This is a genomic window from Vulgatibacter incomptus, from assembly GCF_001263175.1.
Lineage (GTDB): Bacteria > Myxococcota > Myxococcia > Myxococcales > Vulgatibacteraceae > Vulgatibacter > Vulgatibacter incomptus.
Window position 1 is genome coordinate 886,717 of sequence record NZ_CP012332.1, and the last position, 13,499, is coordinate 900,215.

General features: G+C 69.8%; 12 protein-coding genes. 9 read left to right on the plus strand and 3 right to left on the minus strand.

Annotation, left to right across the window (positions count from 1 at the left end; genetic code table 11):
* The first annotated feature begins 35 nt into the window (after window positions 1-35).
* The 7 genes from AKJ08_RS03590 (at window position 36) to AKJ08_RS03620 (ending at window position 7,683) form a co-directional block, all read left to right on the plus strand.
* Complete coding sequence (locus AKJ08_RS03590; protein ID WP_050727420.1) at window positions 36-974, plus strand: transketolase family protein; 939 nt, start codon at window positions 36-38, stop codon at window positions 972-974.
* Between the two features lie 122 nt (window positions 975-1,096).
* Window positions 1,097-1,759, plus strand: a complete 663-nt coding sequence (gene ftsE, locus AKJ08_RS03595; RefSeq protein ID WP_050724806.1) for a cell division ATP-binding protein FtsE — start codon at window positions 1,097-1,099, stop codon at window positions 1,757-1,759.
* Window positions 1,756-2,637: a cell division protein FtsX gene (locus AKJ08_RS03600; RefSeq protein WP_050724807.1), complete on the plus strand. Its 882-nt coding sequence runs from the start codon at window positions 1,756-1,758 to the stop codon at window positions 2,635-2,637. Before ftsE ends, AKJ08_RS03600 begins: the two co-directional genes overlap by 4 nt.
* The gene (locus AKJ08_RS03605) at window positions 2,634-3,797 is read left to right on the plus strand and encodes a murein hydrolase activator EnvC family protein (RefSeq protein ID WP_050724808.1); all 1,164 of its coding nucleotides are present in this window, start codon (window positions 2,634-2,636) and stop codon (window positions 3,795-3,797) included. The genes AKJ08_RS03600 and AKJ08_RS03605 overlap by 4 nt, the downstream gene beginning before the upstream one ends.
* A 24-nt stretch (window positions 3,798-3,821) precedes the next feature.
* Entirely contained in the window at window positions 3,822-4,808 is a 987-nt protein-coding gene (locus tag AKJ08_RS03610; protein ID WP_205624766.1) for an alpha/beta fold hydrolase, read from the plus strand.
* A 119-nt stretch (window positions 4,809-4,927) separates the two neighbouring features.
* Entirely contained in the window at window positions 4,928-6,226 is a 1,299-nt protein-coding gene (locus AKJ08_RS03615; RefSeq protein WP_240475427.1) for a S41 family peptidase, read from the plus strand.
* 134 nt (window positions 6,227-6,360) lie between these two features.
* Window positions 6,361-7,683 carry a phospholipid carrier-dependent glycosyltransferase gene (locus tag AKJ08_RS03620; RefSeq protein ID WP_050724811.1) on the plus strand — a complete coding sequence of 441 codons (1,323 nt, stop codon included), beginning with the start codon at window positions 6,361-6,363 and terminating at the stop codon, window positions 7,681-7,683.
* On the opposite strand, the gene AKJ08_RS03625 is transcribed toward AKJ08_RS03620, so the two are convergent.
* Window positions 7,652-9,175 (minus strand): Hsp70 family protein, encoded by a 1,524-nt coding sequence (locus AKJ08_RS03625; RefSeq protein ID WP_050724812.1) that lies wholly within the window; start codon window positions 9,173-9,175, stop codon window positions 7,652-7,654. The two genes, AKJ08_RS03620 and AKJ08_RS03625, sit on opposite strands and share 32 nt — an antisense overlap.
* A gap of 138 nt (window positions 9,176-9,313) precedes the next feature.
* Between AKJ08_RS03625 and AKJ08_RS03630 the strand changes: the two genes are divergently transcribed.
* Window positions 9,314-11,548, plus strand: a complete 2,235-nt coding sequence (locus AKJ08_RS03630) for a PrkA family serine protein kinase (protein WP_050724813.1) — start codon at window positions 9,314-9,316, stop codon at window positions 11,546-11,548.
* Window positions 11,549-11,664: 116 nt separating this feature from the next.
* Window positions 11,665-12,528, plus strand: coding sequence for a S1C family serine protease (locus tag AKJ08_RS03635; protein ID WP_050724814.1), 864 nt, complete (start codon window positions 11,665-11,667; stop codon window positions 12,526-12,528).
* On the opposite strand, the gene AKJ08_RS03640 is transcribed toward AKJ08_RS03635, so the two are convergent.
* Both AKJ08_RS03640 and AKJ08_RS03645 read right to left on the minus strand, forming a co-directional pair.
* Window positions 12,525-13,007 (minus strand): hypothetical protein, encoded by a 483-nt coding sequence (locus AKJ08_RS03640; RefSeq protein ID WP_050724815.1) that lies wholly within the window; start codon window positions 13,005-13,007, stop codon window positions 12,525-12,527. The two genes, AKJ08_RS03635 and AKJ08_RS03640, sit on opposite strands and share 4 nt — an antisense overlap.
* Window positions 13,004-13,441, minus strand: a complete 438-nt coding sequence (locus AKJ08_RS03645; protein WP_157370449.1) for a hypothetical protein — start codon at window positions 13,439-13,441, stop codon at window positions 13,004-13,006. The genes AKJ08_RS03640 and AKJ08_RS03645 overlap by 4 nt, the downstream gene beginning before the upstream one ends.
* Window positions 13,442-13,499 lie beyond the last annotated feature (58 nt).

Genomic DNA, 13,499 nt, shown 5'->3' on the forward strand with positions numbered 1-13,499 from the left:
GCTCTTCGAGAGCGGCGCCAATGGACGGTTTCACCATGAGCACCAAGAAGGCCACGAGACAGGCGTTCGGCGAGGCCCTCGCGAAGCTGGGCGAGACTCGCACCGACGTGGTCGTCCTCGACGCCGACCTCTCCGTCTCGACCAAGTCCGAGCTCTTCGCCAAGAAGTTCCCGGACCGCTTCTTCGAGATGGGGATCCAGGAAGCCAACATGCTCGGCACGGCCGCCGGCCTCGCGCTCGCGGGCAAGGTGCCGTTCTGCTGCTCCTTCGCCTGCTTCGTGACGGGGCGCTACGATCAGATCCGCGTGTCGGTGGCGTACTCCGGCGCGAACGTGAAGATCGTCGGCACCCACGCCGGCGTGGCCATCGGCGACGACGGCTACTCGCAGCAGGGCCTCGAGGACGTCGCCCTGATGCGGGCGATCCCCACCATGGCGGTGGTGCAGCCCGCGGACGACCTGGAGACGGCGGCGGCGGTGGAGTACCTCGCCTCGCACGTGGGCCCGGCGTTCCTCCGGCTCACCCGCCAGAACGTCGAGCGCGTCCACCCCGAGGGGTACCGCTTCCAGTTCGGCAAGGTCGACACCCTGCGTGAAGGCACCGACGCCGTGATCTTCGCGTCCGGCGGCCCGGTTGCCCCGGCGCTCCACGCCGCGGAGGCCCTCGCGGAGGACGGCTTCTCGGTGCGGGTGGTCAACGTGCACACCATCAAGCCCCTCGACGTCGAGGGCGTGGTCGCGGCGGCGAAGGCCTCCGGCGGCAAGGTGATCACGGTCGAGGACCACACGGTGATCGGCGGCCTCGGCGGCGCCATCGCCGAGTGCCTGGGCGAGCACTTCCCGTCGAAGCTCAAGCGCATCGGCGTGCAGGACGTCTTCGGCGAGTCGGGTGCGCCCGACGCCGTCGTCGCGAAGCACGGCCTCGACGAGGCCGGGATCACGCGGCAGGTGCGCGAGTTCCTCAAGGGCGCGTAAGTGCCCGAACGGCGCGCCAGGGCTCTCGAGAGCTCGGCGCGCCGGGCTCGAGGGCCCGTCCAAGGGCCCGAGCGGGCCGCGCAGACGCACGAGCGCCAGTTGACGAGGTCCGGAGGCTGTACGTGATCCAGCTCTTCCACGTCTCGAAGACCTACGCGGGCGACGCTCCGGCGCTGAAGGGCGTCAACCTCGAGATCGAGAAGGGGGAGCTCGTCTTCCTCACCGGTCCGTCCGGCGCCGGCAAGAGCACGCTGCTGCGGCTGCTCATGGGCGCCGAGGCGCCCACCGAAGGCCAGATCGTCATCGCCGGTCGCAACGTGGCGCGGATCCGCAGGGCCGCGGTCCCGTACCTGCGCCGCAACATCGGCGTCGTCTTCCAGGACTTCAAGCTCATCCCCAACCGCACCGCGGTCGATAACGTGGGCGTGTCTCTCGAGGTGCTCGGGACGTCGCGCCGCGAGGTGCGCCGCCGTGCCTCCGAGGCCCTCGAGCGCGTCGGCCTCGGCCACAAGCTCGACGTCCTGCCCGAGCGGCTTTCCGGCGGCGAGCAGCAGCGCGTGGCGATCGCCCGCGCGGTGGTGAGCGAGCCCTCCGTGCTCCTCGCAGACGAGCCGACCGGAAACCTCGACCCCGAGCTGACGCTGGAGGTGATGGAGCTCCTCACCGACATGAGCAAGAAGGGGACCACCGTCGTCGTGGCGACCCACGATCACGCCCTCCTCGAGCGCTTCGGGGATCGCGTGGTGAGGCTCGCCGGAGGCGTGGTGCAGGAGGAGCGGGTTTGATCTCGATCGCCTATCCCTTCCGGCGCGCCGTCGGCGCGATGCGGACTGCTCCCTTCACCCACTTGGTGGCGGCGGCCAGCATCGCGGTGGCCCTGATCCTGGCGACCGTCGGAGGCTTCGCGGCGTTCCAGGCCCGGGCGCTCCTCGACGCGTGGGGACTTCGCGGCGAGGTCACGGTCTACCTCTCGCCCGATGTCGGCGTAGCGCAGGGGGAGAAGCTCACCGGGCAGATCGCCGAGCTCTCCGGCGGTAGCGCGCGCTTCGTCTCCGCCGAGGAGGCCCTCGGGAAGCTCGCAGGCACCCTCGGCGAGAAGGGCCAGGCGCTCCTCTCGCTTCCGGTGAATCCGCTGCCCCCTTCGGTCGAGGTCGTTCCCGCCGCCCGCGACGCGGCCTCCCTCGCGGCGCTGGCCCGGCAGCTCGAGCCGCTGGATGGCGTGCAGGAGGTGGACGTCGGCGCCGAGTGGACCGAGCGGATCGCGGCCTTCGCCAGCGCGGTCGAGATCGCGGGCCTGTTGCTGCTCCCCATCCTCCTCGTGGGCGCCGGCGTGCTTGCGGGCAGCGTGGTTCGACTGGCCGTGCACGAGCGCCGACGGGAGATCGAGATCCTCCGGCTGGTGGGCGCCACCGACGGCTTCGTCCGCGCTCCCTTCCTCGCGGAGGGGCTCCTCGCGGGGCTCTTCGGCGGCCTCCTGGCGGCGCTGGGCCTCTGGATCCTCGCGGGCCAGGCGGGCGCGCGACTCGCGGAGGTCATCACGCTCCCGATCGAGCTCGATCCGCTGGCCCTCGCGAGCCCGGTGCGCCTCGCGGCCGTGATCGGCGCCGGCGCGCTGCTGGGCTTCGTCTCCACCCTGCTCTCGGTCGAGAGACACCTCCGGTGAACGCTCCGCGTACCGACGAGGCGCGGCTCTCCGGCAGGGTGCTCGGATGGGCCCTCGTTGCGGGGGCGCTCGGGCTCCTGGCCGTCGAGGCGCTCCCAGCGCGGGCGGCGGACAAGGACGTCGAGGCGCAGCTCGCCGAGACCCGGGCCGCGATCCAGCGGATCCTCCGGGACGAGAGCGACGTCGCCGCCGAGACGGAGAAGGCGGACGAGGCGCTGCGACAGGCCCGGGCGGCCGCGAGCGCGGCGGCTGTGGAGGCCAAGGCGGCGAACGACGCCGTGAAGGCCGCGGAGGCGATCGAGCTCCACGCCCAGGAGGACCTGGCGACGCGGCAGGCCGCCCTCGGGCCGAGGCTGCTGGCTCGCTACAAGTTGCTCCGCAGCGGTGGCGGCGCGGCCTTGCTCCTCGCGGACTCGCCGGCGGATCTCCTCCGCCGGGCACGCGCCTTCGATCGGATCCTGGAGGCGGACCTCGAAGGGATCGAGGGGGCGAGGGTGGCCGCGCAGGTCCTCGCCGGCGCCCGATCCTCCCGAGAGATGGCCAAGGCCAGGGCCGCCGAGCGCCTTGCCCAGGCCGAGGCGAGCCTCCAGGCCGCCCAGGGCGTCGCCGACTCACGCGAGGAGCTGCTCGCTTCCCTCCGCGGCGAGAGACGCCTCCACGAGCGGACCCTCGCGGCGCTCCATCAGGCCCAGGAGCGCCTCGCGGAGAAGGTGGAGAAGCTCGCCCGGGAGCGGGCCGCTGCGTCCACCGGCTTCGGCGCCCTGCGTGGCTCGCTGCACATGCCGGTGGAGGGCGCCGTCATCGAGGTGCTCTTCGGCCGGACGGTGAACGCGAAGTTCAACACCGTGACCCTTCAGAACGGACTCGACCTCCGGGCGCCCCAAGGCGCCGACGTGACCGCCGTCGCGCCCGGCAAGGTCGTCTTCGCCGACTGGTTCCGCGGCTACGGCAACCTCGTCATCCTCGACCACGGCGACGGCTTCCACTCCCTGTACGGCCACCTCGACCGCTTCGACGTCTCGGTGGGCGAGCAGGTCGAGGCCGGCCGTCGCCTCGGCTTCGTTGGCGACAGCGGCTCCCTCAAGGGCGCCTACCTCTACTTCGAGCTCCGCGAGTCCGGCCGGCCCGTCGACCCCCTGCCCTGGGTCCGCAAGCGGTAGGTTCCACGCGTCAAAGCCGAGGGGATGTCCGGTTTCTCTGAGGCCTGCGCGTTACTGCAGGCCTGCAGAGTCCGTGGCACGGCGCTGCATGCGTCGCCATTTTCCGAACGTCGCTACGCAGTCTGCGAGCGGAAGGAGGACGCGATGACGGTCACTGCCTACCGCACTGTCGATGTCGACGGTCTCGACGTCTTCTATCGCGAGGCCGGCAGACCCGATTCGCCGACGCTGCTCCTTCTGCACGGCTTCCCGACCTCGAGTCACATGTTCCGCGAGCTGATCCCGCTGCTCTCGGATCGCTTCCACATCGTCGCGCCCGACCTTCCGGGCTTTGGCCAGACAGCGCTGCCGTCGCGCGATCACTTTTCCTACGCCTTCGACAATCTCGCGAAGGTGATCCGCCGCTTCACCGAGGTCGTCGGTCTCGGCCGCTTTGCCATGTACATCTTCGACTACGGCGCGCCGGTCGGTCTGCGTGTCGCACTCGCGCAACCGGAGCGAATCTCCGCGATCATTTCGCAGAACGGCAACGCCTACGAGGAAGGGCTCAGCGAAGGGTGGGCCCCTTTCCAGCGATACTGGCGTGAGCCGACACCTGCGCACCGCGAAGCGCTGCGCGATCTGCTGACACCTAAATCAGTCCGCTGGCAATACACACACGGCGTGTCCGATCCCTCGCTCGTATCGCCGGATGGCAGCGCTCTCGACTCCTATTACCTGGCCCGTCCGGGCGCTGACGAGGCCCAGCTCGATCTGTTCCTCGACTATGCGAGCAACGTCGCGCTCTATCCGGAGATCCAGGCCTATTTGCGAAAGGAGCGCCCACCCCTCCTGGCGGTGTGGGGGCGCAACGACCCCTTCTTCCTGCCTGCCGGGGCCGAGGCCTACAAGCGCGACCTCCCGAGCGCTGAGGTCCGCTTCTTCGATACCGGCCATTTTGCGCTCGAGACCCACGCCGGCCCGATCGCCGACGCGATCGGGCGGTTCATGGCCCGGTGTGTCGCGCCCTGAAGGCCGCGCCGTCGGAACTCGCAGGATGGATGGACTGGCGTGGCACGCTCGGCTGCCTGCTGTGTTGACCCCCCGACATGGTGCTAGCCTCGGACGATCCCCTCACGAGGTCATCCAAGGTGCGCCATCGTCGAATCCCCCTCCTGGTACTGGTAGCCGTGACCGCGTTCGGCGCGGGAGGGCTGTTCAGCGCTACCGTTCGGACCGCTTGGGCGGCGGACTACGGCAAGCTCGACGTCTTCGCGAAGGTGCTGGCCTACGTGGAGAACCACTACGTCGACGAGGTGGATGGGAAGAAGCTGGTGTACGGCGCGGTGAAGGGAATGCTCGCCACCCTCGATCCGCACTCGACGTTCCTGCCGCCGGACGAGCTCCGGGAGATGCGCAACGACACGGCGGGCGAGTTCGGCGGCCTCGGGGTCGAGATCAGCGCAGGCGAGGACGCGCTCTTGGTTGTCTCGCCCCTGGACGACTCGCCGGCCTCCCGCGCGGGGATCCTCCCGGGAGACCGAATCCTCGCGATCGACGGAGAGCGCACGAAGGGCATGACGGTGTTGGCCGCCGTGAAGCGGATGCGCGGGGAGATCGGCACGAAGGTGGCGATCGAGCTCTCGCGCGACGGATTCAAGGAGCCCAGGACGCTGACGTTGCAGCGCGATCTCGTCCGCGTGGAGAGCGTGGTGTCGAAGCTCTACCCGGGCGGATACGGCTACGTGCGGATCAAGAGCTTCCAGGATCGGACCGACGTCGCGCTGCTCCGCGCGCTCCTCGAACTGCGAAAGCAGAACGGCGGGGCCGATCTGCAGGGCCTGGTCCTCGACCTTCGCAACAACCCGGGCGGTCTCCTGGACCAGGCGGTCCGTGTGGCGGATCGCTTCCTCCCGAGCGGCGTGATCGTCTCTACGGAGGGGCGGGGCGGGACGCTCCTGGCCACCGAGCGGGCCCACTCCGCTGGCACCGAGGCGAACTACCCGATGATCGTGCTGGTGAACGGCGGCTCCGCGTCGGCGAGCGAGGTGGTCGCGGGCGCGCTCCAGGACCACGCGCGGGCGGTGATCATGGGCTCGACCACGTTCGGGAAGGGCAGCGTGCAGTCGGTGATCGACCTCGACGACGGCTCCGGCCTGAAGCTCACGATCGCCCGCTACTACACGCCGAACCATCGCTCCATCCAGGGCAAGGGGATCGTGCCCGACGTGGTCGTGGCCGGGGAGGAGCCGCCGCCCGTGCTGCAGAAGGATCCCAAGGAGAAGGACCTCCCGGGCGCGCTGCCGCCGCTGGATCACAAGGGCGTTCCGCCGAACGTCGCCCTCGGCGATGCACAGCTCCGCACGGCGCTCGAGACCCTCCACACCTGGGAGATCTTCCAGGCCCGCGCCGGTCGGTCCGCGGCGACGGCGGCGAACGACCTCGACTGAAGCGCCACAGGGCGCGCTCGGGGCGATGGCGCTCGGTTGCTCCTGCGGTGCAGCCGCCGAACGCCCGGCGTGTCGGCCGTGCTAGCGTGCGGCCTCACGCCCGCCAAACCGGCTCGCGCCGAACGGAGCTCTCCTTGCGTCGTCTGAACGCGGCGGAATCGCAGACCTGGATGGCCGTCGCCGTTTTCGCGTTCGCGCTCGCGGTGCGGCTCTGGTTCGGGCTCGTGGTGCATCGGCCCGCCGATTTCGTGTCGTCGGACATGGGGGTCTACGACCTGCGCGCCTCGCATCTCCTGACCGGAGAGCTGGGACCCTGGGACAGCTTCACGCCGGTGGGCTATCCGGCGCTTCTGGCGTTGCTCTATGCCGTCTCGGGAAAGAGTCTCTCCTTCGTAGCCGTGGTCCAGGCAGTGCTTGGCGCCGGAATCGCCGCGATCTCTCACCTCCTGGCATACCGGATCACCCGGTCCGGACTGCTCGCGCTGGCGGCCTCGGTGCTGGTCGCCGCCCACCTGCCGCTGGTGCTCTACGGCGGGCTGCTCCTCTCCGAGGTGGCCTTCGGCTTCGGCGTGATCCTCGGCACCTGGCTCCTCCTCCGAGCGGCGGACGAGCCGACGTGGCGGAGGGCGGTCCCCGCCGGCCTCGCGCTCGGGGCGGCTGCGGTGGTGCGGCCCAACCTGCTGCTCTTCTTCCCGCTCGTGCCGCTGTGGGCGTGGGCCGCGCTGCGTGGCGCGAGGACCGCGTCACCGGGCGAAGGCGTTTCGCAATCCGGCGGATGGATCCGTGTCTCTGCCTGGATCTTCGCGGGAGCGCTGCCCTTCCTCCTCGCGGCAGGGATCCACAATTCCCGCCTCCTGGGGAAGCCGGCCGGCCTCGGCTCCAACGGCGGCCTCAACTTCTTCCTCGCCCACGCAAAGGTGAGAGGCGCGGAGTACCGGGAGGGAACCTTCACCCACAGGATTTTCCCGATCCCGAACGTCGTGCGGCACCACGAGGTCTACCGCTCGCCCGTGCCGCTCTACGACGAGGCCCACTTCTACCGGGAGGGCGTTCGGGTCCTGGCGTCGGAGCCGTCCCGGCTGCTCGCGGCGATCGACAACGTGGTGGAGGGCCTGGGCCTCGGGAAGCAGGGCTTCTGGCCCGGCTGGCCCGGCCGCGAGACGCTGCTGCAGGTCTACGCCAAGGTCTTCTTCGCCCTCGGGATCCTGCCCGCCGCGGCTTGGCTCCTCGTCCTTCGCCGGCGGATCTTCGAGGAGGAGAACGCGCCGATCCTCCTCTTCGCGGCGCTGCTCACCAGCGCGCTCCTGACCCTCTACTTCTTCCTCGGAGACCCGCGGATGCGGGTGCCCTTCGATCCGCTGCTGATCGTGCTCTCCGTCGCGGCCATCGATCGGGCCGCGGCGGCGCTCGCGAGTCGAAAGACGGCTATCGCCCCGACACCCGAAGCGACGAGGTGATCTCCCGCCCCGTGACGACGTCACGGGCGCTGGCGCGGAGGATGCCCTCGATCCCGACGTCGAAGGTGATCTCCACCCGCGCCGAGCCGGCGGCGCCGGGCTGGATGCCGCCGAAGGTGAACTCGCCGAGGAGCTCGTTGTCGGCCACCCGCTCGGCGTCTCCCTGGAAGAGGCGGACCATCACCTCGGTCTGCCCGGCGAAGCTGGTGGTCACGGGGAGGACCTTGGCGTTCGGGATCGCCGCGTTCCGCGGGAAGATCACGTGCATCGCGCCCCCGGCCCTCTCCAGGCCGATGGCCATCGGGATCACGTCGAGGAGCTGGAGCTTGAGGTCGGTGTCGTCCTCCAGCGAGTGGGCGTAGAGCGCCGCGCCGATGGCGACGGCCTCGTCGGGATGGACGCCCTTGGACGGCGCCTTGCCGAAGTAACGGCTGAGGCGGTCGACGATGAGCGGCATCCGGGTCTGGCCGCCCACCAGCAGGATCTCGTCGATGTCGCGCACCGAGAGCCCCGCGTCGATCATCACCCGCGCCACGGTCTGGAGCGTCCGGTCGAGGAGGTCCGCGGTCAGCTCCTCGAGGAGCCGCCGATCGAAGGACATCTCGATGTTGAGCGGCTTCCCGTGGGGCGTCATCGCGATGAACGGGATGTTGAACGGCGCGTCATTCCTGGTGGACAGATCGATCTTCGTCCGCTCGGCGAGGTCCTTGATCCGCTGCATTGCCACCGGATCGGTGGAGAGATCGATGCCGTGGCGGTCGTAGAACTCGTTGATGACGTGGGAGATCATCGCCTGGTCGAAGTCCAGGCCGCCCAGGAAGACGTCGCCGCCGGTGGCCTTCACCTCGTAGACCCGGTCGCGGATCTCGATGATCGAGACGTCGAAGGTGCCCCCGCCGAGGTCGTAGATGAGCACCCGCTCCTGGAGCTTCTTTCCCACGCCGTAGGCGAGGGCGGCGGCGGTGGGCTCGTTGATGATCCGCACCACCTCCAGGCCGATGAGCTCGCCGGCCTCCTTCACCGCCTGTCGCTGACTGTCGGTGAAGTAGGCCGGGACGGTGACGACCGCCCGTTCGACCGGCATCTGGACGTAGTCCTGGGCGACGCCGCGGATCTTGCCCAGGATCTTCGCGGCGATCTCGCTCATCCGGAAGGAGCGGGCCGCCACGTCGATCTCGACCTCGCCGCCGGCCTCGTGGATCCCGTAGGCCACCTGGCGGCCCATCTGCGAGACCACGTCGGAGCGGTAGGTCCGACCGATCAGGCGCTTGGACGCATAGATCGTGTTGCGCGGGTTGAGCTGCCACTGGCGTTTGGCCTCGTGGCCGACGAGCTCGTTGCCCTTGTCGTCGACGGCGAAGATCGAGGGGATGGAGAAGTCTCCTCCCTTGTAGGGGATGAGCTTCACTTTGCCGTTGGGCTCCACCATCGCTGCGCTGGAGTTCGTGGTGCCCAGGTCGATGCCGATGATCGGCGCGCGGTTCGTTCGCATTGAGGCCGCCGATATTAGCGGACGCCAGCCACACGTAAAGAAAGAGCCGGCAGGCGGCCGTGCCGTCGGGCCTCGACCCGGGAATGGTGGGCGCTGGCGAGCGCGTTGCCGCGAAGGAGACGAACAACGGGAGACTCCTTGGACGCGCGCCGCTACCTGGAAACCGTCGGATCGGAAGTGAAGGGCATCTTCGTGGAGAACCGCTCCATCCTCTCCTTCGAGGAGTGGATGGACGCCTTCTTCCGCGATCCGGACCGCCACGCCCGCTCCTCGGCGCAGTATCTCCTCGACGCGATCGATCACTTCGGCTCCGACCTCGTGGACGGGCCGCAGGGGAAGGTCCGCCGCTTCCGCCTCTTCGACCGCCCCTTCGACGGCGGCCGGGGCAAGGTGTCGGGCCAGGAGGAGGCGCAGGGCGCCCTCTACCGGATCCTGGGCAACTTCGTGCAGGCGCGGCGGGCGAACAAGCTCGTGCTGCTCCACGGGCCGAACGGCTCCGCGAAGAGCTCGATCGTCGACGCCCTGGTCCGCGGCCTCGAGATCTACAGCCGCCAGAACGAGGGCGCGCTCTACCGGATCAACTGGGTCTTCCCCGCCGAGAAGCTGGGGAAGGGCTCCATCGGCTTCGGCGACAAGGCGGGGCCCGACGGAGAGCTCGCGACCTTCGCGCACCTCGAGCCCGAGCTCGTCGACGCGCGGATCCCGTGCGAGCTCAAGGATCACCCGCTCTTCCTCGTTCCTGGCAAAGAGCGAAGGAAGCTGGTCGAAGCGGGCGTCGTGCGGCGGGGCAGGACCGACTTCGTCCTCTCCGACTACATCGCGGAGGGCGAGCTCTGCCACAAGTGCCGCCAGATCTACTCGGGGCTCCTCGCCGCGTACAACGGGGACTATCTCCAGGTTCTTCGCCACATCCAGGTGGAGCGCTTCTTCGTGTCGCAGCGATACGTGAGCGGCGCGGTCACGGTAGAGCCCCAGCTCTCGGTGGACGCCTCCTACCTGCAGCTCACCGCCGACCGCTCGGCAGGGGCCCTGCCTCCCGCGCTTCAGAACCTGGACCTCTTCTCGCCCTTCGGGCCCCTCGTCTCGGCGAACCGCGGTCTGATCGAGTACTCCGATCTGCTCAAACGGCAGCCCGAGTCCTACAAGTACCTGCTCGGGACCACGGAGACGGGCGTGCTGCCCCTCGAGCACTTCCTCCTCCACCTCGACGAGGTGATGATCGCCACCTCCAACGAGAAGCACCTGGCGGCCTTCAAGCAGGCGCCGGACTTCGCGTCGTTCAAGGCGCGGGTCGAGCTGGTGCGGGTGCCGTACCTGCGGCAGGCGAGCGTCGAGCAGGCGATCTACGACGATCAGGTGACGCGGGCCTCGGTGGGTGGCAAGCACATCGCCCCCCACGCGACGAGGGTGGCGGCGCTCTGGGCGGTGCTCACCCGGCTGCGGCGGCCCGAGCCCGAGCGGCATCCGCCGGAGGTGCGGGACCTCGTCGAGGATCTCTCGCCGATGGAGAAGCTGCGCCTCTTCGACGACGGAAGGGCGCCGGATCGCCTCACCAGCGGCCAGGCGCGCGAGCTGCGCAAGGCGATCCCCGGCCTCTTCGCGGAGACGGAGGGCTCGCCTCGGTACGAGGGCGTCACCGGCGCCTCGGCCCGCGAGATCAAGACCGTGATCTTCAACGCGGCCCAGAACCCTGCGTACACCTGTCTGACACCGCTGGCGGTCCTCCAGGAGATCCGAGAGCTCTGCAAGGACCGCTCGGTATACGAGTTCCTCCAGATGGAGAGCTCCGACGGCTACCAGGACCCCGAGGGCTTCGTGGAGCTGGTGGAGGCCGAGTACCTCGATCAGATCGACGAGGAGATCCGGAGCTCGATGGGCCTGATCACCGAGGAGAGGTACCACGAGCTCTTCGAGCGCTACGTGGTGGCGGTCTCACACTGGGTGAAGGGCGAGAAGCTCCGCAATCGGATCACCGGCGAGTACGAGTGGCCGGACGAGGCCCGGATGGTGGAGCTAGAGGACATCGTGAAGCCGGATGGAGAGGACCGCGGCCCCTTCCGCCGCGCGCTGATCTCCGCCGTCGGCGCCTGGCGCCTGGATCACCCCGGCAGCGGGGAGGTCGAGTACGCGAAGATCTTCCCGGACCTCTTCCGGCGGATGCGCGACCACTTCTTCGAGGAGCGCAAGCGCACCCTGAGGCGGAACAAGGAGAACGTGCTCCGCTACCTGGCCGAGGACGAGCGGGACAGCCTGCTGCCGAAGGATCGCGAGACGGTGGAGGCCTCGCTCCGCCGGCTCCGCGAGAGCTACGGCTACTGCGAGCACTGCGCCAAGGACGCGATCGCCCACCTGATGCACGCTCGCTACGCCTAGCGACTCGCCTCGGGGCCAGGAAGGCCCGGGGCGGCGCCGCGGTTGTCGCGAGCACCCTTCATCCGGGGCGCCTCTCGAGGCGTCCTCCCAACGGCTTCGGATTGGAGACCCACCGCATGAAGCGTCGCTTCGCCTTTCCACCGCTCGCGCTGGCGTTCCTCGTCGGGAGCGGGCTCCTCGCCTTCTGGGGCGCGACCACCGGTGCGGCGCGGGAGTCGGCCGGGTCGGCGGACGAGAGAGCAGGCCAGCGGGCGATCGCCGATACGCGCGGCCGCTCAGCCGCGATCAAGGACGTCCTGCCCTCGAGCGTCCGTGTCGCAGTCGAGCTGGAAGGCAAGCCGGCGCGGAGCGCGAGCGGCGTGGTGATCGGCTCGTCCGGGAGCGGGAAGGAGAAGGTCGGCTACGTGATCACCAACGCCCACGTGGCCGCCGCCGCCAAGGAGCAGGCGCCGAAGTTCGAGATCCTCGTCGACCGCAAGGGCAAGCCGACGGCTCGCCTGGCGGCCAAGGTGATCGCGCTGGGGCAGGTCCCGGACGTGGATCTGGCGGTGCTGGAGGTCCCCGGCCTGGACGCCGCCCCCGCGCGATTCGCGGCGGACGACAGCCTCGAGCTCGGCGACGACGTGATCGCGATCGGCGCGCCCTTCGGCAAGGGGCTCTCCGTCTCCAGCGGGATCGTCAGCCAGCTCGACCTCGACGACGCGGGGATCGCCACGGGCTTCAAGACCGACGCTCCCATCGGTTACGGCGCGTCGGGCGGCGGAATCTTTCGTGTGTCCGACGGCGCCCTGCTCGCCGTGGTCGAAGGCTACCGGACGGTGAAGGTCTCCTTCCCCGTTGCGGAGCACGAATACTCCTTCGACATGCCGATGCCGGGCGAGACCTTCGCCGCGCCCGTCGCGAAGGTCCGGGCCTTCCTCCGAGACCATGGCCTGGGCCATCTGGCTGGGCCTCGGCCGGCCCACGCGACGGCTCCCTAACGACTCTCGCGCCAGCCGACCTTTCCCGGCGTGGCGTCGATCCGGACCGCGACCGGATAGTCGGGGCGCGCCAGGTAGGTGGCCCTCACGTCGGTGCCCGGCTGGATCTCCCGCAGGCCCACCCGGGTGTCGCCGATGTAGAGCTCGGTGCCCGGGACGATCTGCAGCGTGAGGAGCCCGCCGTCTGTGGCGATCACCACGCTCGACACCGCGTTTCCCACGAGCTTGCCGGCGATCGGTCTCGCGCCGTCCGCCGGTGAGGTCAGGCCGGCCTCGTTCGGCGTGCGCCCGGGGTTCTCCAGGGAGCCCGGGGAAGGCCCGATCGACTCGTAGGTGCGGCCGGCGGACTGCTGCTCGCGCCCGGGCGCCGGAAAGGACTGGCGGTGTCCGACGTCGGGCTTGCTGCTGCTGGGGACGTCGGGAAAGCTGCACGACGCGAGGAGGAGGGTGAGGACGCCCACGATCCGGCGATGCTTCATGGGGCGGCCCCTCCTTCGGGCACGGGCACAGGCGCGGCTTGCACCGGCTTCTTCTCCGGGGGCGAAGGCGGCGTCGGCGGCGTCTCGTCCCGCGGGATCTCGATCCAGCTCGCGAGTTTGCGGACTCCATCCAGCGAAAAGGAAGCGCGGACCAGCGCCCCCTCACGGAGATCCTTCAGTGCCGCCTTCGCGCCCGCGACGAAGAAGCTGGTGTCCGGGCTCGTGTGGAGGCGCACGTCTCCGCTCGACTGCTCGATCACCACGATGCCGGTCGAAGGGTCCACGTACTTCACCTTGCCCTCGATCTGGCGAAGGCCCAGCCCATCGATGTCGGCGACGGAGACCCGCCCCATCCCGTTGCTCCTGACCGCCCGTTCGCTGATCGAGAACCCGCAGCCCGACAGGGCCAGCACGGTCACCCACGCCATTGCCACCCGCATTCCAGGCGCCCTCCCCACGAACAAGCTGGCGACGGTGGGCCCCGCTCGGCCA

Excerpts from the sequence above, each read along its gene's own strand:
- AKJ08_RS03590 (WP_050727420.1), top strand. The coding sequence starts at position 36 with ATGAGCACCAAGAAGGCCACGAGACAGGCGTTCGGCGAGGCCCTCGCG.
- AKJ08_RS03625 (WP_050724812.1), bottom strand. The coding sequence starts at position 9,175 with ATGCGAACGAACCGCGCGCCGATCATCGGCATCGACCTGGGCACCACG.
- AKJ08_RS03640 (WP_050724815.1), bottom strand. The coding sequence starts at position 13,007 with ATGAAGCATCGCCGGATCGTGGGCGTCCTCACCCTCCTCCTCGCGTCG.
- AKJ08_RS03635 (WP_050724814.1), top strand. The coding sequence starts at position 11,665 with ATGAAGCGTCGCTTCGCCTTTCCACCGCTCGCGCTGGCGTTCCTCGTC.
- AKJ08_RS03610 (WP_205624766.1), top strand. The coding sequence starts at position 3,822 with ATGTCCGGTTTCTCTGAGGCCTGCGCGTTACTGCAGGCCTGCAGAGTC.